Source organism: Aporhodopirellula sallentina SM41 (genome assembly GCF_000346505.1).
GTDB classification, from domain to species: Bacteria; Planctomycetota; Planctomycetia; order Pirellulales; family Pirellulaceae; genus Rhodopirellula; species Rhodopirellula sallentina.
The window spans coordinates 1-24,988 of the sequence record NZ_ANOH01000357.1; the positions used below are offsets into that span (position 1 = coordinate 1).

General features: G+C 56.4%; 14 protein-coding genes. 5 read left to right on the top strand and 9 right to left on the bottom strand.

The window, feature by feature from the left end:
* Positions 1-510 precede the first annotated feature (510 nt).
* Both RSSM_RS31895 and RSSM_RS23380 read left to right on the top strand, forming a co-directional pair.
* A complete protein-coding gene (locus RSSM_RS31895) occupies positions 511-3,327 on the top strand; it encodes a GH116 family glycosyl-hydrolase (protein WP_008685194.1) in 2,817 nt (938 codons plus the stop codon).
* Positions 3,324-4,925: a sulfatase family protein gene (locus RSSM_RS23380; protein WP_008685197.1), complete on the top strand. Its 1,602-nt coding sequence runs from the start codon at positions 3,324-3,326 to the stop codon at positions 4,923-4,925. The genes RSSM_RS31895 and RSSM_RS23380 overlap by 4 nt, the downstream gene beginning before the upstream one ends.
* Before the next feature lie 267 nt (positions 4,926-5,192).
* Here the strand turns inward: RSSM_RS23380 and RSSM_RS23385 are convergent, their stop codons facing one another.
* The 4 genes from RSSM_RS23385 to RSSM_RS23400 all read right to left on the bottom strand — a co-directional run bounded on the left by RSSM_RS23385 (position 5,193) and on the right by RSSM_RS23400 (position 11,643).
* Positions 5,193-6,101 (bottom strand): bestrophin family protein, encoded by a 909-nt coding sequence (locus RSSM_RS23385; RefSeq protein WP_008685198.1) that lies wholly within the window; start codon positions 6,099-6,101, stop codon positions 5,193-5,195.
* 42 nt (positions 6,102-6,143) lie between these two features.
* Positions 6,144-9,317 carry an efflux RND transporter permease subunit gene (locus RSSM_RS23390; RefSeq protein ID WP_008685200.1) on the bottom strand — a complete coding sequence of 1,058 codons (3,174 nt, stop codon included), beginning with the start codon at positions 9,315-9,317 and terminating at the stop codon, positions 6,144-6,146.
* 64 nt (positions 9,318-9,381) lie between these two features.
* Complete coding sequence (locus tag RSSM_RS23395; protein ID WP_044303415.1) at positions 9,382-10,761, bottom strand: efflux RND transporter periplasmic adaptor subunit; 1,380 nt, start codon at positions 10,759-10,761, stop codon at positions 9,382-9,384.
* 162 nt (positions 10,762-10,923) lie between these two features.
* On the bottom strand, positions 10,924-11,643 hold the full coding sequence (locus RSSM_RS23400) for a potassium channel family protein (protein ID WP_236621331.1): 720 nt from the start codon (positions 11,641-11,643) through the stop codon (positions 10,924-10,926).
* Positions 11,644-12,258: 615 nt separating this feature from the next.
* Between RSSM_RS23400 and RSSM_RS23405 the strand changes: the two genes are divergently transcribed.
* Positions 12,259-15,594 carry a beta strand repeat-containing protein gene (locus RSSM_RS23405; RefSeq protein WP_008685210.1) on the top strand — a complete coding sequence of 1,112 codons (3,336 nt, stop codon included), beginning with the start codon at positions 12,259-12,261 and terminating at the stop codon, positions 15,592-15,594.
* 257 nt (positions 15,595-15,851) lie between these two features.
* Here RSSM_RS23405 and RSSM_RS23410 read toward each other — a convergent pair whose 3' ends face one another.
* From RSSM_RS23410 to RSSM_RS23430, 5 genes are all read right to left on the bottom strand, one after another.
* Complete coding sequence (locus RSSM_RS23410) at positions 15,852-16,772, bottom strand: RNA polymerase sigma factor (RefSeq protein WP_008685212.1); 921 nt, start codon at positions 16,770-16,772, stop codon at positions 15,852-15,854.
* Complete coding sequence (locus RSSM_RS23415; RefSeq protein ID WP_008685214.1) at positions 16,772-18,058, bottom strand: membrane protein; 1,287 nt, start codon at positions 18,056-18,058, stop codon at positions 16,772-16,774. The genes RSSM_RS23410 and RSSM_RS23415 overlap by 1 nt, the downstream gene beginning before the upstream one ends.
* Positions 18,055-19,740: a serine/threonine protein kinase gene (locus tag RSSM_RS31900; protein WP_008685215.1), complete on the bottom strand. Its 1,686-nt coding sequence runs from the start codon at positions 19,738-19,740 to the stop codon at positions 18,055-18,057. The genes RSSM_RS23415 and RSSM_RS31900 overlap by 4 nt, the downstream gene beginning before the upstream one ends.
* Positions 19,740-20,633 (bottom strand): hypothetical protein, encoded by an 894-nt coding sequence (locus tag RSSM_RS23425; protein WP_144060061.1) that lies wholly within the window; start codon positions 20,631-20,633, stop codon positions 19,740-19,742. The genes RSSM_RS31900 and RSSM_RS23425 overlap by 1 nt, the downstream gene beginning before the upstream one ends.
* 65 nt (positions 20,634-20,698) lie before the next feature.
* Positions 20,699-21,577 carry a hypothetical protein gene (locus RSSM_RS23430; RefSeq protein WP_008685219.1) on the bottom strand — a complete coding sequence of 293 codons (879 nt, stop codon included), beginning with the start codon at positions 21,575-21,577 and terminating at the stop codon, positions 20,699-20,701.
* Positions 21,578-21,948: 371 nt separating this feature from the next.
* Here RSSM_RS23430 and RSSM_RS23435 point away from each other — a divergent pair, with 371 nt between their 5' ends.
* A complete protein-coding gene (locus tag RSSM_RS23435) occupies positions 21,949-22,566 on the top strand; it encodes an RNA polymerase sigma factor (RefSeq protein ID WP_008685225.1) in 618 nt (205 codons plus the stop codon).
* Positions 22,556-24,709, top strand: coding sequence for a serine/threonine protein kinase (locus RSSM_RS23440; protein WP_044303408.1), 2,154 nt, complete (start codon positions 22,556-22,558; stop codon positions 24,707-24,709). Before RSSM_RS23435 ends, RSSM_RS23440 begins: the two co-directional genes overlap by 11 nt.
* Positions 24,710-24,988 lie beyond the last annotated feature (279 nt).

Here is a 24,988-nt window from a genome sequence, read left to right on the forward strand (position 1 = left end):
ATCACGCCTTGATGCCAAACGCGGATTGAACAGCTCAGCGCACCACGAGTGAAGCGAGAAGCGATACCCGTCGTGTTCGCACAGCACATCGCTCAAACCAGCCCCCCCCTTCCTGGTTAGGGTGCGTCCATCTTTCTACTCACAATGGATAGCGCGGCGTTCACTTGGGAAGTGACTTTCTAATGCTCCATCGCCCGCACGCTCATCCACACCTGTTCGTCAGTCAGCTGCCTGCCCCGTCGCACAGGACGGTCTTCTTTACCAGCTGGTTCTGCCAACACCACCGCAGTTGAAGCCCTCTGTGAATTGCAATCTGTCACGATTAGCCTGAAGAAGGATCTATCGACTTGGGGTCGTTTCGACAGCAACACAAGTTCGAACCGCACTCCGATCTCTCGGCATCGACCTTCCTCCCCAGCATTCCCAAGCCAACGCAGCATCTGAAGAGAACTCATGTTCCAAGAAGACAACAAATGTCCGCAGCACCCAAACAGGACGTTGGATCGCCCAGTGTGCAAGTGCGACTCCGGTGAAACGGACTGCACACGTCGAGAAGTCATCACACTGGGAGCGATCGGAGCGACGCAGTTGGCGATGACGGGATCTGCTGCGATGGCAGGCCCCTTCACGCAAGAGGATGTTGCCGAGCATTTGGTCCCGGCGGACAAAAAGTTGTCGTCCGACTGGATCGCCTCGTTAACGAAACGCGGGACACCGGAAGTCTTTCGCGATGCGCAACTAAAATATGTTGGTATGCCAATCGGTGGCATCGGATGCGGTCAACTGTATCTGGGTGGCGACGGAAAACTTTGGCTCTGGGATATTTTTAAGAGCAATTACCGACGTGAGCCCGATCATGGCCAACGCATTGCCGCGTTTACTCTGGGAGGCCACTACGCCCATCCGGTTTCTCAAGGAAATCAGTACACCAAATGGAATGGGGCCGACGTTGCTCAGGGGTTCCTCGTCCGCACCGATGCCGGGACCAAGACGCTCGACCGCGAGGGATTTCCAGGGGTGACGTTTCGTGGAGAATATCCCATCGGCAAGGTGACGTATGCCGAAGACGGATATCCAATCACGGTCCAATTGGAAGCATTCAGTCCGTTCATACCACTCAGCGCGAAAGACTCCGCAATCCCCGCAACGGTGATGCGTTACACCGTCGTCAACGAATCCGATGCGGCGCTCGATGTTGAGTTGGGAGGCTGGATGCAGAACGCGACCTGTCCCTACATCGACAACGCCAATCTAGGTGAGCGTCACAATTCGGTGATTGATGCGGACGGACACGTCAGCCTCGTCGGCACCGTGACGGGGTCCCGTGTCGCGGGGAAACATGGCGACGGATCGATGACGCTCAGTCTCTTGCATTCGTCCAAAGAACCTGGCCTGACCATTTCAGCCGCGTCTTCCTTGTACGATCCCGACACCCCGTCGGGTCTATTCGATCAGGCACTACCGCTAGAACAAAAAAACCAGGCAACAAAACCTCTCGATGATTTGTTGGTTGGAGGGCTGTTTGTTCAGGTTTATCTCGAACCGGGCGAATCGAAAACACTGGACTTTGTGATCACCTGGTATTTTCCGGAGTACACGGAGATCGAATCTCTGCCTATCGTGAAGCGTACGCAGGATTCTCGTCATCTTTTTCGTGGCAAGAAACGATTCTATGCCACTCGATTTGAATCAGCCGAAGACGTCGCCACGTATCTCGCGAATGACAACAAAAGCGTTATCGCGAGGACGCGACAATGGAATCAAACTTGGTACGACAGCACACTCCCGTATTGGCTGCTCGATCGCAGTTTCATCCCGCTCGATTGCATCGCGACTCAGACGTTTCACTACTTCGACGACGGACGCCCGTACGCGTGGGAAGGGGTCGATTGTTGTCCTGGAACATGCACGCACGTTTGGCATTACGCGCAAGCCTTGTCGAGGATCTTCCCTGAGCTCGAACGAGCGTTTCGGGAAAAGGTGGATTTCCAACCTGGCGTCGGACTTGAACTGGATACCGGCTTGATCAAGGACCGTGCCGACTTCCATGCCAACGGAAAAGAGGCGGTCGACGGCCAGGCCGGAACGATCATCCGTGTTTATCGCGAGCACCAAATGTCGGCCGACGACACATTCCTAAAGCGATTGTGGCCGAGCGTGAAATTGGCGACTGAGTTTTTGATCCGTAAGGACGCGGATGGTTCGGGGATGCTCGAAGGGAAACAACCCCACACGCTCGACGCCGCTTGGTTTGGGCCAATGGGTTGGCTCAGTAGTGTTTACCTAGGGGCGCTCGCGGCCGCCGAAGCCATGGCCATCGAAGTCGGTGATAGCGATTTCGCTCACGAGTGCCGAGGCATTCTCGATCGCGGCTACGAAAACATCGTCGCCGAAGTTTTCGACGGCGAATACTTCATTCACAAACCCACTGCGGCGCGTGCGTTGAACACAAACCGTGGCTGCCATATCGACCAGGTCCTCGGTCAGGCCTGGATGCATCAAGTGGGTCTCGGTCGCGTGATACCGAAAACTGAAACGGTCTCCGCGCTCAATAGTTTATGGAAATACAACTTTGCTCCCGACGCCGGGCAGTACGCACTGGATCATGTCGAAATCGAACAAGCGTTCCGATGGTACGCCATGCCCGGCGAAGCAGGACTGCTGATGACAACCTGGCCCAAGGGCGGAGCCGTTGACGCGATCCCGGGAGTCAAGCTTCGCACGAAAGGGAAGAATCCGGATCGGTTCACCGGAGCAGGTGGATACTTCAACGAATGCATGAACGGATTTGAATACCAAGTCGCGGCACACATGGTTTACGAAGGGGGGCCCGATTCCGAACTGGTCCAAAAGGGACTCGCCATCGCCAAAGCCGTGCATGAACGTTACGGAGCCGCGAAGCGAAACCCTTACAACGAGATCGAATGCAGTGACCACTATGCTCGATCGATGGCCAGTTACGGTGTGTTCCTGGCCGCGTGTGGATTCGAATACCACGGCCCCAAAGGACGTCTGGCATTCGCACCACGCGTCAACCCGGATGACTTCAAAGCCGCTTTCACGACCGCCGAAGGTTGGGGCAGCTTCTCGCAAAGCGTCAATGCGGAACGACAAATCGCATCGATCGAACTTCGCTATGGGCAACTAAGCCTACGCGAATTCGGCCTCGCTCAAGTCACGAATGTCACGGCAGACCGTGTTAACGTGGAGGTTGACGGCGCAGCAATCGAAGCGGAACTCACAACCGAGGCCGGCCGCTATCTCGTTAAGTTTGGACGCCGTGTCGTCCTTCATGAAGATCAAACAATGAAATTGGAGTTTGTATGAATCGCCTGCTGTCTATCGGTGCCGCCCTGTCGTTAGGGATCGTCTTCGTTTGCTCCCTGTCGGTTGCCGATGCGGCCGATCCCGTGGCGACCATCAGCAAACCGCAACCTCCGAACATTGTGCTGATCTTTGCCGATGACCTCGGCTACGGGGATCTCGGTTGCTACGGTGCTACCAAAGTACAGACGCCAAACATCGATCGTCTCGCTACCGAGGGGCGGCGTTTCACAGACGCGCATTCGGCGTCGGCGGTTTGCTCTCCGTCACGCTACGGCCTTTTGACCGGCGAGTATCCCTTCCGGAAGAACTTCTGGGGGCCTGTGGGGGCAGGGCATCCGTTGATGATTGATGAACAGCACGAAACGATCGCGGATGTTCTCAAAGATTCGGGTTACCAAACTGCCTACTTCGGAAAATGGCATCTGGGATTCGGCAAAACCAAACCCAAATGGAACCAAGAACTCCAACCCGGACCGCTCGAGCGTGGCTTTGACTATTTCTATGGGATCCCATGTGCCAACAGTGTTCCACCCTACGTCTACGTGGAAAATCATCATGTGGTCGGGCGTGATCCCGACGATCCGATGGGGACGGGGAAGAAGGTTCACGCGGTCGCGTTACCTGAGAAGGGCGCGGGGCGGTTCGGCGGTGGGAAAGTGGCACACGATTTGTATGTCGACGAAATGATTGGGACGAACCTCACCGAACGCTCAATCAAATGGCTGCAGTCCACCGACAAGGACACGCCGTTCTTCCTGATGCTTTCAACCACCAATATCCACCACCCCTTCACGCCTGCGCCGCAGTTCAAGGGATCGAGCGAAGCGGGGCTCTATGGAGACTTCATTGCGGAACTCGACTGGATCACCGGGCAGATCATGGGATGCCTCGACGCGCAGGGCATCGCCGAAAACACGCTGGTGATCTTTACTAGCGACAACGGCGGGATGTTGAATATGGGCGGTCAGGCCGCAGTCAAAATGGGACACGATATCAATGGCGAACTGTTGGGGTCGAAGTTCGGTGTATGGGAAGGCGGCCATCGCGTACCGATGATCGTTCGTTGGCCCAATCACGTGCCTGCGGGAACAACCTCGGACGACTTGATCAGCCACATCGATTTTCTTGCCACGTTTGCAGCAATCACAGGTGGCACGTTGGAGAATCCACGCGACAGTGTCGACCAACTCGCAACGTTGACGGGGACGCCGGGCGAGCCAGCCAGACCCGAACTGTTGTTGTGCCCCAACAGCCCGCGGCACTTGTCGATCCGACACGGAGACTGGGTCTACATTCCTGAGCAAGGTGAAGGCGGATTCCAAGGTGACACACCGGGCGAGCGCCATCTCGGTGGGGCAGGATCCGTTCCATTTCTGAGGAAAACGAACAGTGACGTGGTCGATGGGCAATGGAGTCCCGACGCTCCTCACGCCCAACTCTACAACCTAGCCGAGGACCGTGCACAAACCACCAACGTCATCACGTCTCATCCGGAAATGGCTCAAGAGTTCGCTGCACGGCTCGAAAAAGAACGCGCATCGATCCCGAAAACAAAACCGATCGGATGGATCAATATCAACATCAAGAAGAAGCGGTAAAGTGCTTCGTTTATCAGAAGCGTGCTAGCCGATCGTCGTAACCCGCGATCGGCATCCAACAACCAAGGTTCGTACTTCCGTAGTGGATCTTGTTGAAGATCCTTGGTAGGAATCCTTGATAAGAATCCTTGCGTATGAGGATCTTTAACAAGATCCACTACCGCCGACCGGTTAGGCACACTGCGGTCGCGAGAGAACAGACGGCTTCGCTCTTCCAAACGCTGCAACATCGACCGGCTAGTCAATCAACCTACGTGTTTGGATAGGTCAGTACAGCACACCGTCGACCGGTTCCAACTTTTCGGGTACATCCGTTTGGCCGAGCATTTGTCGGATGTTGATTTCGATCGTTCGGGAAAGACCGAGCATCGGGGTGTCCGAGGGTTTGTTGCTGAACGGGTCTTGCAGGTAGATCGCAACGTGTTCGACGAATAGAAATCCAAACGACAGGCACAGCGAAATAAACACCAACGCCGGTCCAGGAACTTGCACCAGCCCGAAGGGCAGGAAAAGCACGAAACCGCAAATCAAGCCGTGCAGCATGCGACTGTAGGAAGCCGGAAACGGTGTGTTTTTAATGCGTTCGCAACCACCCATCGCGTTGGTCAAACGGGTTAGGGTGCGTTCGAGTTCGACGAATTCGAATGGGTCGAGTTTGTCCTGACGTTTCAGTTCGCTCAGTTCAACGGCTTGCTGAAGCAGGATCTCATTGGGGACGTTGAGACACTCGCCGTATTTGTAGAGTTCGTCCGATTCAACGAGGCCGGAAAGACCTTCGAGGGGATTTTGGTTTCTCAAATGCCGACTCAACGCGTAACACCATGCGGTTTGGCGAAGCGCCATGCGGGTGACAGGCGATTGGCCGTGTTGGCCGTCAGCTTCGGGGCCCGCGAAGGCGAGCAGTTGACGCGTCCACGACCGAGAATCGTTCACGATCGCCCCCCACAAGGTTCTCGCTTCCCACCAACGGTCGTAACTCGAATTGGTGCGAAAACCGAGCAGCAAACCGATGACTGTCCCTAAGATTCCGACGATCGAAATCGGGAACTCGTAGTCCTCAAGATGATAGGACAGATCAATCCAGGAAACGACCAAGACATAAACGGTGATCAGCAGCATTGGTCGCCACAACTCGCCAACGATCCGCCATTGAACGCGAGACCCGCCAACAATCATAGAATGGACCTCGAATAAAGGGACATATCCATCACGAAGACGCTAGGCATTGGCAGCATCGTCGCCGTCGGGGGCGGAGGCTGAATCGAGATCACCATCCGCCGGGGCGGGATCCGCCTTCTTTCGGAACTCGGCGATGTTCTGGAAGACGACAAAGAACGTGGGAACGAACAACAGCGAGAACACGGTTGCCGCGACCATGCCGCCGACAACAGCGTTTCCGACCGCCTGACGACTCGCCGCACCCGCGCCCGTTGCGACCAACAGCGGCAGGAAGCCCAGGATGGATGAAAATGCGGTCATCAAGATTGCGCGGAAACGCAACCGAGCGGCGTTCACCGCCGAGTCCCCGATCGTTAACCCGCGCCGACGTTCCTCACTCGCGAATTCAACAATGAGGATCGCGTTCTTACTCGCCAACGCAACTAGCAGCACAATTCCAATCTGTGTGTAGGTGTTATTGGGCGCCCCGCGAAGGATCAGAGCGAAGACCACACCGAGAACGGCGAGCGGAACCACCGCGATAACCGCCGCGGGGCTCGTCCAACTTTCATACTGGGCCGCCAAGACCAAGAAGACCGCGACCACGGCGAGTCCGAACACCAACGCCTGACCGCCGCTGGCCAGTTTTTCCTGATAAGACATGCCTGTCCACGCGTAGCCGAATCCCGGCCCCATGCTGGCCTCCGCCATCTGTTCCATCAAATCAAGTGCTTCCCCTGAACTCGTGCCGGGTGAAGCCGAACCATTGATCGCGGCACTCGGGTAGAGGTTGTATCGCCGCACGACCGACGGTCCGAAATCGTCTTTCACATCAACGATCGATCCAAGAGGCACCATGCGACCTCCGCGATCCCGCACGTCGAGATCAGTGATGTCGTCCGCCGTTGCCCGGTATTTCGCTTCGGCCTGCACACGTACTTGGTACGAACGGTTGTTGTAGGTGAAGTCGTTGACGTAAGCGGATCCGAGATACGCCTGCAACGTTCCAAAGACCGTCGCCAACGGAACGTTCATGTTCTTCGCCTTCACCCGATCGACGTCCGCGAACAACTGCGGTGCATTCGCGCGAAACGATGTGTTCAGACCCGCGAGTCGGCTTTGCGCGTTCCCCGCAGCGACCATCTCTTCGGCCGTCGACTGCAACGTCGCGTAACCGTTTGCTCCTTGATCGAGAACTTCCATTTGGAAACCGCCGGCGGCACCGAGGCCGTCGATCGCGGGCGGCGAAAATGCAAACACGACCGCACTTTGCATCTTGCTGAAACGTTGGTCGAGCTCTTTCAGGATCGCCGGCAGACTCTCCTCAGGCTCCGTGCGTTCCTCCCAAGGATCGAGAATGATGACCGAAAAACCGAGGTTCGATCCCGCGTAGCCGCCCAGCAGCGAATAGCCGGCGATCGACAGGTTGTTCGAAACGCCGGGAATATCAGCGTAGATTTCTTCGAGTTCACGCATCACCTGCTGCGTTCGTTGACTCGACGCGGAATCAGGCAACTGCACGTTCACGAACAGGTATCCCTGATCTTCGGACGGAACAAATCCGGTCGGAAGCGAACTGAAGGTCAATCCCGTCGTCGCGACCAGGGCACCGTAGACGACCAGGACGACCAAAACCAACCGCACGAACCACCGAATAATGAACGTGTACGCCGACGTCGCTCCGTCAAACCCTTGGTTGAACAAACGAAATCCGACGAAACTCGCCTCGGTCGGCGGACGCAAGATCAGTCCACATAGGGCTGGGCTGAGCGTGAGCGCGTTAAGCGTGCTGATCAAAACCGCCCCGGAAATCGTCAACGCGAACTGTCTCGACAATTCTCCCGTGATGCCGCCCATGAATGCCGTCGGGACAAACACCGCCAAGAGAACCAGTGTGGTCGCGATCACCGGGCCAGTGATTTCCGACATCGCCTTGACCGCCGCCTCTTTTGGTTTGAGCCCGTCAGCGAGGTGACGCGTCGTGTTCTCAACCACTACGATCGCGTCGTCGACCACAATCCCGATCGCAAGAACGATCCCAAACAGAGAAAGCATGTTGATCGAGAATCCGATCACGCTCATCACGGCGAACGTCCCGATCAACGAGACGGGGATCGCGACCACGGGAATGATGGTCGCTCTCCAATCCTGCAGAAAGATATAGATAACCACGACGACCAAGATCACCGCGACCACGAGGGTTTTATAAACCTCGACGATCGATGCTTCGACAAAGAGCGTCGTGTCAAACGGGATTTGATACTCGAGCCCGTCAGGCCAATTGCTCTGTTCGCTGAGATCCTTCATCTTCGCTCGCAACAGCTCGGCCGTCGTCATCGCGTTCGCGTCGGGCAATTGGTAGATCCCGATCGATGCCGAAGCTTGACTGTCAAAACGCGAGTCGAACGTGTAGTCCTTTCCACCCAACTCCACCCGAGCGACGTCTTTGACACGCAGGGTTCGGCCATCCTCTCCCGTCGTGATGATGATGTCTTCGAATTCTTTGGTCGTCGCCAAACGCCCACGCGCACTCACGGTGAGTTGGTAGGAAGTCCCCTCGGGCGCTGGCGCCGCGCCGACCTGTCCCGCAGCGACTTGGATGTTTTGCTCTGAGATCGCGTCAACCACGTCGGCTGTCGTTAGACCGCGTTGCTTCAACTTGGGCGGGTCCAACCAAACCCGCATGCTGTAGTCGCCCGCCCCGAAGACTTGAACTTCGCCGACACCGGCAACACGGCTGAGCTCGTCTTTGACCGCCAACGCGTAGTTGCTCAGAAACAGATCGTCATAAGTCCCGTCGGGCGACGTCAGGGCAATGAACTGCAAGATTTGCGTCGATTTCTTCTTCGTCGTGATCCCTTGTGCTCGTACTTCGGACGGCAATTGTGCTTCCGCAATTGCGACCCGGTTTTGCACCAAGACCGATGCGATATCCATGTCCGTGCCGACTTCGAACGTGACCGTTAACGTGTACGTTCCGTCGTTCGAACTGGTCGATGACATGTAGATCATGCCTTCGACGCCGTTGACCTGTTGTTCGATCGGTGTCGCCACGGTTTCCGCGATCGTACGCGCGTCGCCGCCCGGATAGATCGCCGTGACACTGACCGTCGGCGGTGCGATCGGCGGGAACTTGGCGACCGGAAGAGCACCGAACGAAACCAGCCCCGCGATCACGATGATGATCGAAATCACGGAAGCAAAGATGGGGCGGTGGATGAAAAAGCGTGACATCAGGCGGTTGCTTTCCTACGATTCATTCGGCTCGAGAAGTGTTGGCGTCCGCGCCGCGTGGTAGTTAGTTTTCTTGGTCTGAGTCGTTTGCACCGGAGTCATCCGCGTCTGCTGAGTCGGCCCCCGTCTCGTCTGGTTTTGCATCAGCCGACTGTGAGTCCGAAGTTGCGTCGTCGGTGAAGCCACGCATCAAGGCATCGTCGCTCAGTTGCAACGTCTCGGTGGTCGCGGAAACCTCGATGCCCGGGCGAGCCCGTTGCTGGCCATCGATCACCACGGTGCTCTCGAGCGTCACACCGGATTCGATCACCGACCAACCGCTCAGCACCTGCGATACCGTCACGTCGGCCCGTTCGACCTTTTGTTCGTCGTTGATGACCAGGCAGTACTGTCCACGTTGATCGCGGAGGACTGCATACTCGGGCAGCAGCATGACTTCCTGTGGATCGCCGACCGGAACGCGAACGGAAACGAAAAGTCCGGGAAAAAGTTTGTCATGTTTGTTTTCGAACACAGCCCTCAAACCGAGCGTTCCTGTCGCGGAATCGACGCCCTTTTGATCGACATAATCCATCACGCCTTCGATTCCAAAGCTTTCGTCGGTCTCACGTTTTAAGTAGACCTGCATGCTGCTCCAATCCGGTTCACTCAGCTCCTCGTTTGCCCGGAGTTTCTTGCGTGCCTTCTCCATCATCCGCAAGACCTTCCGGTCACTGACGCTGAAGTTAGCGAACATCGCATTGTGATCAACAACGGTCGCGAGTTTCGTCCCGTTCTCGACGAGGTTCCCCATTTTGACGTCCGTCTTGGAGATTCGTCCGTTGATTGGCGATTTGACTTCGGTGTACCCGAGGTCGAGTTCCGCTTGGGCCAAACTCGCTTCGCTGCGATTCTGTTCCGCTTCGGCGGCCTGGACGTTTGCCTTGGCCGACTTCAGTGCTGCGACGGCGGCATCGTTCTCTGCGATCGCCGCGTCGAGTTGCGCCTGCGAGCCGGCTTGCTTTTCCATCATCGATCGTTCGCGAGCGAGATTCTGAGCCGTCCTCAACGCATCCGCTTCCGCCCGCGTCACCGCAGCTTTGGCAACCTCCACCGAGGCGACCGCGGCATCCACGGTTGCTTTCGCCGAATTCACGATGGATTGATACTGGTCCTTCTCGATCCGAAAAAGGACGTCACCCATTTTGACCTGTTGCCCAGGTCTGAATTCGATCGACTCAACAAAGCCTTGCACGCGTGCCCGCACGTCGGCTTCCTCAACCGCTTCGATCATCCCGTTCTCTTCCATCAACGGGGTAACCTCCTTCGTGATCGGCGACGCGACCGTAACCTCAGGAGGCGGTGGCGGTTCGTAGCTGTTCTTGGCAGATTGGCAGCCGACCAATACGCTCGCGATGATCGCCAACGGCAGTCCACCGTAATGGCCAAAGGGAATTCGTTGCATCGTCCGATACCGGATTGTCATGGATCAAAAACCTATCCGTAAAACTCGATCGGTCAGCACACGGTCGAGTGCCCGCGTCTTATCTGTTCCCGCCGACCAACCTTAAGATACGCGATTTCAGATCACCGCGTTACCCAGCAACACGCCGCCGAGACGACTTTATCAGGATCGGTCGTCCTTCGGATTGGACGTGTCCGTGGCGATATGCACCCCAACCAAACGCGCGACCACGATGGCAAGGTACAACTGCCCGACCATTGCTTCGAGAGTGGCGAAATTGCGGGCGGGACGCGACACCGGTTGGATGTCGCCGTAACCCAATGTCGTCAGCGTGACGTTGCTGAAGTATATCAATCGACTGAGCGTTTCCTGATGCCCGGCGGAGTCTTCTGGCAATACCGCGAGGCTGAAGGAGCCCGGTTGGAAAATCTCCAACAACGAGTAGACGAGCGCAAAGAGCAATCCCATCACGATGTAAATGCAAATCGCACCAAAGATGCGATTCAAGTGATTGCGCGCACTCGAAAACACCGACTCGCCAAGAGCGATCAACAACAGCACGAACACGATAATGAAACAGACGTCGGCGGCCGCAAGATACCAAACCGATCCGCCCAGTTCGCTGTAGGAATTGAGGGCATACCCTAACACTCCCGCGCCCAACGCGAGATACCGACGCGTACGCGACCGGGAAAATGTGCGTATCGCCGAAAAGACCACGAGCAACAGCATCCAGTTGAAAACCGCACGCTGGAGGCCGTCGTCGGGCGACAGAAAGCTCTGGCTGATCTGCAGAAACACCAACATCGCCAACAGTTCCAAGTGAACCAGTCGGCCGCGATGCGTCCCCTCGGCGATGTCGGCTGCGTCCGTCGTGATCACTCGAGTATTGTCCTCAACGGATGGTTGTTGGAGGCGGTGCGAGAATTGGCCGCTGTGCGAAACCTGGTATTCCACTGCAGCGTGGCGTTCGGGTGGAATCGTAGCGAATGACGCAAGGAATCCCCTTGCGTGACTAGCGCATCAAGGACTCGTCGCCTCGTCCACTACCCAAAAATCAAGTTGACATGAAGTACCAGTGCCTGTGCGAAACCCAGTGCCTGTAAGAAACCCCGCTCGCCGAACTTCATTGGCGGATGACGCCTAACAAAGTAACTCGATCACGCCCGACTTCCAACCGAAGCCTCGGCTAGCGATACGTCTCCAACGCCAAATAGCAGCTCGCGAACAACAGTGCCCTTGGGCGAGATCGAAAACCCCTACGAAAACGCGAGCTTTGAGCCCTCGCAATGCCACGTCCGGTCCGGTTGCGTGGATCGCAAGGGTTCGAGCGCCGCAGAACAGGAAAATTGCAATCGCGAATTGCCAATTTGTACGGCCCGCCGTTCAATTTGAACATAGGGTTTTATGCCGGATAATGGGTCGTTGCCGGCGGAGCCGGGGGGCTTCCTCCTTGGACAGCATCACTCGATGAGTGTTGTTGCGAGCGTGCTCCCTGTGACAATCAACTCAAACTACTCTTCTAACGCTGCGATCAATCGCCGCTTGCTGATCGAGAACGTTCAGTACGCCGCGCGATCGTCCGAATATTCGGGCGACAGTTCGAGCCGCAGTTACGTCAATCCGTCATTCCGACGCATCACGTCTTTGGTGTCCAACATCAAGGACCGGGTGATGAAGAGCATTAGCGACGACGGTTCCCTGCCACAATACGCGATCGACGACGCACTTTCGGAGATCAGCAACCTGCTGGGCTCTTCCCTTTCGCTCGGTGGGCCGGAAAACGCGACCATCTCCGGTGTTAGCTCCGATCAGATCGCTGACGTCGAAGTCTTGGCTCTTCCGCTAGGAAAATCACTGTCCCTTTCCGGCGAAGTGACGCAGCGAGAAAGAGCCGCCAACGTGCGGATCTCCGAAACGCAGGCATTGCTCAGTGGCGGAGGGACGTTGCAGGTCGACAGCGGTTTGGGAAGCAAAACGGTCCAGATACGCGCCGGCACGACGCTCTCCGGCCTCGTTCGATCGATCAACTCGAGCGACTACGGTGTCGACGCGATCAACAACGACGGGACCCTGCAACTCGTTTCTCGTAACTCATCTGCCGATGCTGTCCTGTCGGTCGATGTACGTCCGACTCGCGTGATCCGCCGTTCCAGCGATGCGACCATCGAGGGGCAAAATCACAGCCAGATCGCAAGCGTCGATGTCGACGCGCTGCGTCCGGGGCAATCGGCAACCTTAACCGGGACTCGTGATTCCGACGCCACGGCTGCGTCGGTGACCTATCTGGGTGACAGCAACGGGTTTGTTAATGGCACTGGTTCATTTGAGCTGACCGGATCGATCGGTACCGAAACAATTGCGACGGTAAAAGGAGAATCGCTCGCCGACCTCGCCGCACGAATCAATGACGTGTCCGCCAACACCGGTGCTGAGGCAGAAGTCGTCAACGGTGAATTGCAAATCCGATCGCTCGAGAAGGGAGCCTCCTCGAGTCTGAGAGTCGATAATATTGTCCAACAGTACGAGACGTCGATCGAAGGGGACACCCAATCACAACTCGACGACTTCTCGTTGATCAACATCACCGAGGGAGCTGAGGTCACTCTAAGCGGATCGATCACCTCCGCGTCCGATCACGCATCGGCAACCTATCACGGACATACCGACGGCACGATTCACAGCACGACGACGTTCGACCTTTCCGGCGATCTGGGAACCGTGCAATTCGCAGTCAGCCAAGGAGAATCGTTGACCGATGTCCGCGACCGCGTCAACTCGCAATCCGGCGCGACGGGAGTGGTCGCGTCGGTGGATGGAAACAACCTTGTTTTCGAAAGCCAACAGGTTGGTTCCGACGCAACGGTGCAGTTATCCGCAACCAACATCGGACGCCGCTCGAGCGTCTCTGGTGTGAACGCATCGCAGGTTGATTCATTCGATGTTCTCTCGATGTGGGATGAACCCGCCAGCACGCTCACCGGGGAAGTCTCGGTCGCAGCCACCCGGGCGAAACTGGTCTACCAGGGATCCAACGGCGACGCCGACGACAGCGCCTTGATTTCGATCAGCGGCGAACGAGGCACACGCTCGCTGCTGATCTTCAGCGGTCAATCGCTCGAGTCGGTGCGAAACTCGATCAACGCACAAACCGACAACACCGGTGTGATTGCAACGCTACTCGGTGACGAGCTTACCCTGATCAGCGACTCGTTCGGATCCGACGGATTTGTCGAGGTCGACACGCAATCGGGAACGTTCGACACGACCGGCGGGGACGGCAACGGCAACGCCACCGGTCTCGATGCCGAATTGCAAATCAATGGCCAAGCCGTAACCGCGACCGAAAACCAAGTCACCTATAGCGACGGCGTCGGCACCTATTCGTTCGAACTTTCCGAAGGTTTCTCAGGTGAGTTGGATCCCATTTCTGTTCGCTCGAGCGACGGACAGGTGACGGGCGTGAACAACTCGCAACTTGATAGCTTCCAAGTCGACTCTCTCGAGCCGGTTCCCTCTCAAACGCTGAACATAGGTGTCACCGCAACAGCCTCCCGTGCTGAACTCGTTTATCGAGGTGCAAGCGGCCAACTTACGGATTCCGCCGACGTCTTGATTCAGGGCGAATTCGGTAACGCAACCTTGAACCTAACCACAGGCCAAAGCCTCTCATCGGTTCGTGACGCGATCAACGCGGAAACGACTTCAACGGGCGTGATCGCAACACTCGACGGTGATGAACTCACGCTCGCGAGTGTCAATCGCAGTGCATCCGGAACCGTCAACGTCTCCGTCCAATCGGGCGAGTTCGACACAACCGGCGGCGACGGATCCGGAACTGCCGTCGGTACGGACGCAACGCTAAACATCAACGGCCAGACCATCACCGGAACGGGAAACACAATCAGCTACAGCGATGGATTGGGAAGTTATTCGTTCCAATTGGCCGACGACGCGTCCGGAATGCTCGATCCGATCACCGTCACGTCGCATGAGGGCAGCTTCACTCTGTCGGGACTCGACGAGAACGGTTCGGCGATAGGCGTCGACGCCGAAGCGACCATCAACGGTCAATCGTATACCGCATCAGGAAACGATTTTGATGTGAGCGTCAATGACGCCCAGGTTACGTTTGCGGTCACACAAGATTTCACAGGAACGCTCGATCCGATCACGATCCAATCTGCCCCCGCGAGCTTCGACGTTCAAGGAGGAGACGAAACCGGAACCGCGACGGGCACCGATGGGATTGCCACAATCAATGGCACGTCGTACTCCTCCGCGAACGATACGTTTCTGGTTGACGTTGACGGCACCGAAGTTGCCTTCCAATTCGCCGACGACCATCTCGGTTCCTTTGATCCGGTTCACATCAGCGCAGCAACTTCCGACTTGCGAGGCGCCTACTCCGCGAACTCCTACCGAGCGGTCGGTACCGAACGTGTCGTTGAAATGAACGGTCAAGCATTGACCCGCGACGGTGACAGATACATTGTCGAGCAAGAAGGCGTTCGTCTCGCGATCACCCTCGCCGACGGGTTCCAGGGCGAGTTCGATACGTTCACCGTCAATTCAACGGTCGACGAAGATTGGGAGGAAACAACTTCGTCCTTCGATCCCCTGCAAGGCCAGGCACTCGAGTCCACTCGTGAAGCGATCTCGGATCTTTTCCAACTCGCCTCCGGGGGAATCTACTCCGGGGAGGATGCCAACCCGTTTGAAGCGATGCACGTTGTCACCACATCACTCCTGCAGCTCGATGCTCTGACCGGCCACTCGTCGTTGCCAGACGGTCGATCGCTCAACGGTTTATTCCTGGATCAATACGCCTAGCTGTTCAGGCCGGGTTTAAAGCATTCTGCCACTTGAAAATTCCACCGCCGTAGCTGAAGTCGCCAGAATTCAGCCGCCTACAACTTCGCATGCCGAAGTATTGAGATAGCGTCCCAGTGTTGCGTCAAAACTTCATCATAGGATAGCGAATCTCGCCAAAAGTTTCGGAAACGCTCGTGAATGCCCCCAAAGCCTCGGCGCCATTCGCTTCGGCATGAAACCCTCATTCCTGATCTTGACGCACCACTCGTCGCTCCCTAACCGCTCTCTCGCTTGAGGAAACCGATCGTCGATTGAAACAGTCGGTCGTCGCGTGGTTGCGGCTCGGAGGCGTTTTGCATTTCGGACAGGTTTGCAAGGCAATATCGACAACCGAGCGTTTCGACATGAAAGTCGACAAAGCCTTGCCAAGACGATGGCAAGATTGCAAGCATGTATCGGCCTAGCGTCGAACGTTTGGGACACGTCGGTCGATTGAATTCCCACGCGGCAGCGAGATCCGCGTTGACTCGTGGCGTTTCGGATGGCACTGCTGAACCAATCGATCCGGTCGACTGAATCTGACGTTGCAACCGTTGAATAAACCGATGCTTCACTACCGCGATGTCATTTGCAGGCAACGTCATCAGCTCTGCAATTTGTCGATTTCGCAGACCTGCGTAGAAGATCGCCTCGACGATCGATAGGTCGCGAAACTTCTCCGCTTCTCGCATCTCTCTCGTGACGACTTCGATCCCGTGACACAACGCGTTCTGCTGTGCCAGGCACTGCTCTTCGTCTCTCGCGTATTGGCTCGCCGTCGCATCGGTTGACGGAACCTCATTGATACACACATGCTCGACATCATCACCGATTTCGCACGCCCGCAACGATTCCGCTTTGCCGCGACTCCGATAAAGATCAACAACACGCCGACGCAGGATCCGAAATAGAAACGATTCGACGGACGATCGCTCTTCAAACCGGTTCATGTTCTGCAGGAAGCCAACAAACGTTTCCTGTACCAAATCCTGCGCCGTCGCGTTTTGATCCACACGCGCAACCGCGAAGGCGAGCAACCGCTTCTCGTAGCGGTCGACAAACTGACGCCAACCGTCCGCGTCGCCTGATCGGACCAACGTCAACAGATGTCGTTCGGCGGCACTTAGAGTACGTTCGTTGTTCGCGTCGGAACTCATCACGCGATCGTGTTCAGCGCTACCACTGCGGCGACAACAAAAGCGCCAAGCAAACAAGCAAACCACCCAATTGATTTGCGGTGATAGCCTTGTGTCAAGAAATTCGCGATTAAACAAATAATCATCGTTGTCAAAATCAGCAGCACTGCCGCAAAGATGGTAGAGTGTCGCTCGCTCTCGCCACGTGACACCGTGGCGTTTGCCGCTGCCGCCGTGCTGTTGACCGACAGATCCTCCAAATCGATCAACACCGCTTCTCGCCACACGTTGCCATAGGGACGTGATAGTTTCTGAGCGAAACGATCGATCACATGGGAATCGTCGAGCACAACCATGGCCCCATAGCGCGTTCGGACATCAACCTGAGACCGCGCGTTGGCGATCGCCGATTCGCGTGCCTCGGCTTCCGTCGATGCCAGCGTGTCGCTGTACCCGACGACAAACTTCTTGGATGGAAACGCCGAAACGACTTGGTCGAGGTTGTGCACCCAAGGTTTATCGACAAATCGCAACCGCGTTTCCAACGAACCGCGATCGCTAGTGACCACCGCACTGACGCGTCCCGGTGCATCCATGGTGCCCGGATCCCACGGTCGTGAGCGACTGGTCTGTTCGTAGTCCGCGGAAAGTCGAATCAGAATCGGCTGCGCGTTTGGCGAATCGGCAGGATTCTTCGGTTGAGCGTCGCTCTCGATTGCGATCACATCGGTGTCTTTCAACTCCTGCTCGAGCGCTTTCGAGAAAGCGGATCGAAAACCGAGTTGCTCGTCACGAAACGAAGGCTCCCCCACGACATGAACAACTTGTCGCGTGGGATTCTCTGACGACGTGAACCATTCGGCTTCCTTCAACTCGTCGGCGGTTTGTTGCGCAAGTGGTTCAGCGGCCTCCAACAAACTCGGGTACAGATTCGCCCGAAACTCGTCATGGTTCATGCTGGACCATTGTCCCGGACGTGACTGCGGATACGCACTAACGACAACCGGTTCAAGCCCGCGTGCTGCGAGGCGATCGTCAGCCGTATGCTGAGAACTACGAGATCCAGCAACAGTCGTCGATAAAGTGGCCGCGTTCTGGTCGGCTTCTAACTCGACCGATTGGAGGCGGACATACGCAAGGCCCACGAACAGCAACGCCGGGATCGCAATCGCAGTGATAACCACCGCCAACGCGTTAAATAGACCGCGTGACCGATACGAATAGATTGCGAATGCGATGACGCCAGCCAACAGGCAAAGCAGTGCGACGACAATAACCAAGACGATCGGGATTGCGATAACGCTCATGCTTTCACCATAGGTTTGTTTTTGCTGGACTCCGCCATCGCGGGAGCACTCTTGAGGATGTCCACCGACTCTCGAGAAAGCGTTCCGCGATCTCGCTCATGACCGATCGCTTCGCGCTGCACAGAATCACCTTCGGGTTCTCGGTGAGGCGACAACAATTGGATGGTGATTGCGGATGAAAACACCAATGCCCCCACAACGAGAACGTGGCCAATGTCGCCTTCAAACATGGCCGTAGCCACCATCGCGATCGTGCCCGCGAGTACGGTCCGCAGTACGCCGACCCTTGGCATCCGATCGATGGAGAGAAACGACCGGAAATCAAGAATCGCAGTGACAAAGACGGCCCCGACGACACAATCCACGTAGTCTTCAAACGGCAGGTGCGGCGGCAACGATTCAAAAACCGCCGCCACGGCCAAACAAGGCGAAACCGCGATCGCTCGGGTGACGATCGCCGGTACCAAACCGTAGGTTCGCGGCAGCGCGGCCAAGAAGAATCCCGTCAGCGCCGCACTCACCAAAACGCAGCAAACGGACAGCGTCAGAATGTCGCCCCAGAACCACGACTGGCGATCACCCATGCATCCGAATGGAACCAGCAACAAACAAACAACCGTCGCGATTGTAAAACGCAACGCGATCCCGGTCGTTTCCTCTCGAAGTCCGGTTGGATAAGTCGGACGCCACCACAATCCGATCGAACTCCAGTCAAAATGGGACGGTCGCTCGAACGGTAACGAGTCGTCTTGTTGTGTATCGCGGAACGCGGTCGGAGTCGCCAGTGTTTCCGTCAACGCGGGCGACGATGCCTCCGCGCGAACAACGCGATGCTGAACCGCGCGTTCCCCGATCATCGAGAGAGTCGACGGAGGCAACGTGTATTGCAGTTCTTCACCCTGATTAAGATCACGCAGCAGTTCGCTTGCGTTTTGGTATCGCTCGTTGGGATCACGTCGCATGGCTTTGGGGACGATGTCGTCGAACGGCGCCGGCAACCGACTGATATCGGGTTCTGCGGAGAGGTGCTTCATCAAAACCTCTCCCATGCTTTCACCTTCGAAGGGAGGGACTCCGGTCAACATTTCATACAGGATCACACCGAGAGCATAGATGTCGACTGTTTTATCGTACCGGCCTTGGCCAATCTCCGGCGCCATGTAGTGCACACTACCGACCGTTGCTGTGTGCCCGCTGCGATGACTCGCCGTGATCGCTTTACTGAGACTGTAGTCACCGATCTTGACCACGCCCTCTTCGAAAAAGATGTTGTGCGGTTTGAGATCGCGATGCACCACGCCAGCGTCGTGCAGATACGAAAGACCGCGACACAACTCGCGTAAAAAGTATGTTGCCTGATCGGCACCGAGGCCGTCCGGTGACTCGTCCAGTATCTCGCGCAGGTTTGCCCCGGCGACGTATTCCATGATCACCCACGCCGTACCCTCGGCGTCTTGCTTGACGTCAAAAATCGATACCAGGTGTTGCGACTTCAGGTTCATGCAGTGACCGATCCCACGCAGTTCAATGTCTTCGTAGTTTTGAACCGCCTTCAACGCCACCTCACGGCCCGCGTCACTGATCGCAAAGTACACTTCGCCAAACCCGCCTCGCCCGAGAGCGTGCTGGATTGTGTATCCGTCGAGTGGCGAATCGCCGTTTTGATATCGATACGCTGGCATCAGACGAGAGCTTTTGAGTGTGAAAGGACCGTCAATGTGAACCGAATGTCGTTGATACAAACGCTATCGCCATGCATGAGCGTCTGCGTGTCGTATCCGCCTTGCCGATGAAGTGTGTAGGCGTCACCGGAGGGCTGCAGGATGACGGGAGGATTCATGTTTGGCAACGTGAAGTGGCATCCTGCGTGACCAAAAAGAACCGAGTCGGCCACCAAGACCACACGCCGCACATCGCTTCGAAAAAGTTTCGCACCGCTGACATCGAGGATCGCCGAATTGCTCGCGGCGACTGCTCGAGTGAACCGCAAACGCCCTCGTCGTCCGACCGCGATCGAATCGCCCGAACTCAAGAGACGCTGGCTTTCGCACTGCCAGAAATAATCTTCATCATCTCGATAAATTCGGATCGGCTTGGATACGCCCACTGTTCGCAACGAAATATCGAGCGGTGCAGTTGTTGATTCTCCCCCGATCGAAACCGTATCGGATCGCAGCAACAACAAACTGCCGATCCCATCGACTTGCAAGATGTCGCCTCGTGAGTTGACGCCACCTCGTTCCGACGTGAATCGCAATTCGCGTCCTTCTTCGAGATGCTGGGCGATACGTTGACGCAGTTTTGCGATCTCAATTTGTCGTCCACCCAAATGATAGGCGGCGTCCGCGTCATGCCGCGCGTCGTCCGCACGCCCGTCATCGAAATGCTGGTTTCCCCGTCGCACAAATTCGTCCACGAGACGATCGACCAGCGTTTGTGCGTCGCGATGATGGCGAGACGGCGACGATTTCAGCAACGCGAATGCCTCATCCAAACGCCCTGCGTTCATCGCAATTTCGGTTCGTTTAAGGTCGGTGTGAAACAATGCAAACGGTTCCAATACTAATGGATTCACTCGGTGGATTGTCGTCGCGGAAGAGCCTTCTCGATACCGGAGAGGCACATGACACCCAGACATGGCTACTTTGAAGTCAGTTTCAGGCGCACATTCTGTTCGTCCGGTTCAACATCATCCGATCCCTCAGCCTCAAAGCCCTGCACTTCATTGGATGTCCCGTCAAAATGCAGATCGTACGCCGATAGGATATCATTCTCGGTCATCGCGGAATCATCGAGTGGAATGGCCACGACGTCCTGTTCGTGTTCGAGCACTCGCTGAGCGACCGCGAGTCGCGTCTCGATTTGATCGAGCAATTCATCGGCTTCACGCATCTCGCTGCCGCCTACGGCCATTTTCGATCCGAGTTCAGAATCGACTCTTGACGCCTTCTGCAGCCGATCCTGGGCGATAAGCATTTCGACTTTCTGTTCGAGCTGAACCTTTCGATTTCGCATCTCTTCCAACTTGAACAAAGCAGCCCCGAGAACCTCTTCGCGTTTTTCCAGCAATCGAGTTTTCATGTCGATCGCCAATTCACTTTGCTTGAACCGCTCCAGCCGCGATCTTAATTGGCCGGCGAGTTGTTTGCGTGGCACTTCGCGATCGCCGATCCGATAGGAAACCTGCTGGACTCGCAGTTGGTCACGCAGCGCCGCCAAGTTGGACTTCTCGCTGGAGAGACGCTCGGTGCTCGCGTGGAGGTCATTTCTCAATGCCTGAATCGCGACCTCTTCTTCGGCGATGACGCGGACCTGTGATTGCAATTCCGGCAGAATCTCGTCAATCAAATCGCGTGCTCGCCGCAGTTCGAATTCGAGCGGCACGGAGTCTTGCACCGATTCCTGAACTGCCCGAGCCGACGTGCGTAGGTAGCTGGTGAAACTCGTTCCCAGAAGAAGAAAGCCGCCAACGATCAACGCGGCAACCGCACCTAATGAGAATTTGACGATCCGAAGCATGACGATTGACCCTCCCGAGAGTCATTTTCAAGGCGGTATGGGACCACGAACTGCGGTCTCTCAAAGGGCAGTCGTTGCCGAGCAAAAAATGTTGCAGCAGAAAATGCGAAAATTTGAATTCTCTTTCTCAGCGGCACTCCACGCGTGCGAGACTTTTCCAACAGATGTCGCCCACTCGTGATACTCTTCCCGGCACTCCCGGTTCAAACACCAGGAACCTGTCCAGAACCTCATCATCCGATCGGCGTTCGTCGCGTTTTGCATGAAAGAGCGGTGCCCGTCGAACATTCGCGCAGATTCTCAGATTGACTGGATCGTTGACCGCGTCCATCGCCCAGGCTAATTTCTGGTCCCCGCTCTCCGCACTGCGTATGACCAGCCAATCACACAATCTGCCGACCCGCCTTTCGTTGCTCGAGCTTGCGCAATCAGAAAAGAACCACCCCGCGTGGGAAGAACTGCTTGACTACTACCGGCCCTTCATCAGCCGCATTCTCGTGCATCTCGGTGTCGCGAAATCCGACGTGGATGACGTCTGCCAATTGACTTTGGTGCGTCTTTGGAAAGACCTCGCCAACTATCAACACCAACCCAAACGAGCCCGATTTCGAAGCTGGCTCTCGCACCTGATCCGTAGCACGGCGGTGGATTGGCACCGGCAACAACGACGCAATCAGAAGATGGTCGACACCGATTCGCCGGTGATCAACGATATCCTGATGGCAGAATCGGAATTGGAACAACGGATCGAGGTAGAATGGCGGGACCACATTATCGGACTCGCCCTCGAACGTCTCAGGACGATCTTCTCCGGTAACGCCGTCGACGTTTTCGTACGCAGCGTCGAGGGTGAATCGGCCGCATCCATCAGCGAGGATTTGAACATGAGCGAAGAGAGCGTTTATGTCCTCAAACACCGGGTCAAGAAGCGTTTGGTGCATGAAGCGTACGAACTGCGACGCGAACTAGAACTGCCCGATGACGTCTAATTTGCCCCGCGACGAAGCGCTCAAACGCATCAAACCGATCCTCAACGATCTCTTCGAACAGGCTGATCCGGCCCAGGCTGCAGGCCAGAAAATCGAGTCGGACGACGATATCTGCCCCCTTTATTGCGCGATTTCTCGTATCGAAAACCGATACCAAAATCCCGAACTGATCGGGCGCGGGGGGATGAAGGAGGTCTACCGAGTCTATGACGCTCGTGCGACCCGGCATGTGGCAATGGCGAAACCGTTGCCAGAGTTCAACAGTGACCAATTCGATGCGTTTCTACGCGAGGCGCATCTCACGGCACGTTTGGACCATCCGAACATCATCGACATGTTTGACATGGATCTCGATGAGCAGGGCCGGCCATTCTTCACGATGCAGTTGAAACAGGGCCGGTCGCTCCGAGCGGTCATTAATTTGCTCCGCAGTGGTGAAGGCGAAACGGCCTATTCGCTACGCGATCGCCTGGAAATTTTCTCTCGCGTGTGTGACGCAATCGCGTACGCACACTCACGCCAAGTGCTTCACCTCGACATCAAACCGGAGAATGTCTTCGTCGGTGAATTTGGCGAAGTGAAGGTCTGCGATTGGGGCATGGGCGTCGTCATGTCGCAAACCGAAGGACAGAGCCCATCGACCGTCCTTTTGGATCCCGATCTGTATGGTTCCTTGCTAGAGTCCGCCAAGGGTACGCCGATCTACATGGCGCCGGAGCAAAAGGAGAAACGGCGACACAAAACACCGCAAATGGACATCTACGCGCTCGGATGCCTGCTGCACGAATTGCTGACGTTCGAACTACCGGTCCGAGTCCGTTCCGGAAATTCGAAAATCGGCCTCGCGCTCGCCGCAACCATTGCGAAGGCCACCGCACACGATCCAGCAGATCGCTATCAAACCGTCGAAGACCTGCGACAGGACATCGCGCGCTTTCTCGCCGGCTACAGCGTTTCGGTAGAACAAGCTGGTCTTCGCCGGGAAGCCGCGTTGTTCTACCGGCGCCATCGCGAGGCGTGTGCGATCACGTTGGGTTTGCTGACCGTTCTGTCGCTCTGCGTGTTCTTCTTTGTAATGCAGTTGCGCGAGAGCCGTGCAGACGCGTTGGACGCGATGGCTGCTGCGGTCGCCGCCCGCGGGCATTCACAGGAGGCTCAACTACGCGCCGAAAACGCCCAGGAACGAACCAAACGAGCGCTCATCAGCGCCGAAGAGGCGCAATCTCGAGCAGAAGAAGCCCAAACCCGAGCCGAACAAGCGCAGTCTCGGGCGGAAGAGTCACTGGCGAAATACCTTGCCGAGAAAGCGGAATCGGAACGACGCCGTGATCGCCAAGTTTCCGAAGCCGTTCTCCACGCTGAGTTGTTGACGGACATCGCGTTTTTGCGTGACGAAACACTTCCACTCGCGTTTCAACACACCAACCAACACCTCGACTCGATACTCTCGTTCAACCCGCCTCCACAATCACACGCGTGGACGCAAAAGTACTGGCTGCATTTCCTGACCCAGGACTTCGAATCGGCGTTGCAGCTAGTACGCGACGGCAAAATCATTCAACCCGACTTGGTGCGGTTGGCTCGCAAATACCAACCGCACGTCGGACCGAATGGACGACTCGATACCGATCATTTCATTCAGTTGGTACGTGACCTGTCTCGGAACGAACCGTGGCGAGCGCCGCTGGCGGAAAAAATGCTGGTCTACGACAACCTCACCCCAAGACCCGCCGACGATCAAACGCGCCTCGTTCGGGAATGGATCGAGATCAACAACCCCGAGTGCGAAAACCTCCAGCTGGATTTTAATGCCGAAACGGAAACCGTCCGTCTTCGCAGCACCGGCGTGACTCAATTGCTCCGCACGATCGCGAGCACCAACTATCAACCGAGTCGCATTTGTTTGCTGCAGACGCTCCGGCCCCGTGTCCTCGATTTGCGGGGCACGAACATTCACGATCTGTCGCAGCTACGCAGTTTGGAACTGATCGAATTGGATCTGCGTGGGACGCCGATCACGGATCTGTCCCCGTTGAAGGGAAACCGAATGCTCCGGCGACTCTATGTTTCCCCCGACCAGTTCACGGAATCAGACATGGAGGCGCTGCCGAAGTCGATCGAAGTCATTGTCGGAGACGAATAGCGCGGGCGCAAAACGTCTTGCATGCACCATCCGTTTGCGTGAACGCTATCTCCCGTAGTGAATCTTGCAAAAGATCCTCACGCAGCGGGATCTTCAACAAGATCCCCTACAGCCTCCCGAAAGCGAACATGCCTCCCACGGAGTTTTCTTTTCGATTTTCTCCGCCGAGTGTTTAGATCCGGCGAGACAGACCCGGTTATACATGCGAGGACCGCGCCCGCAAAACCGGATCGGCCTCATCACTCGCACCTCGAATCACTCACATATTCGACTCCAAGA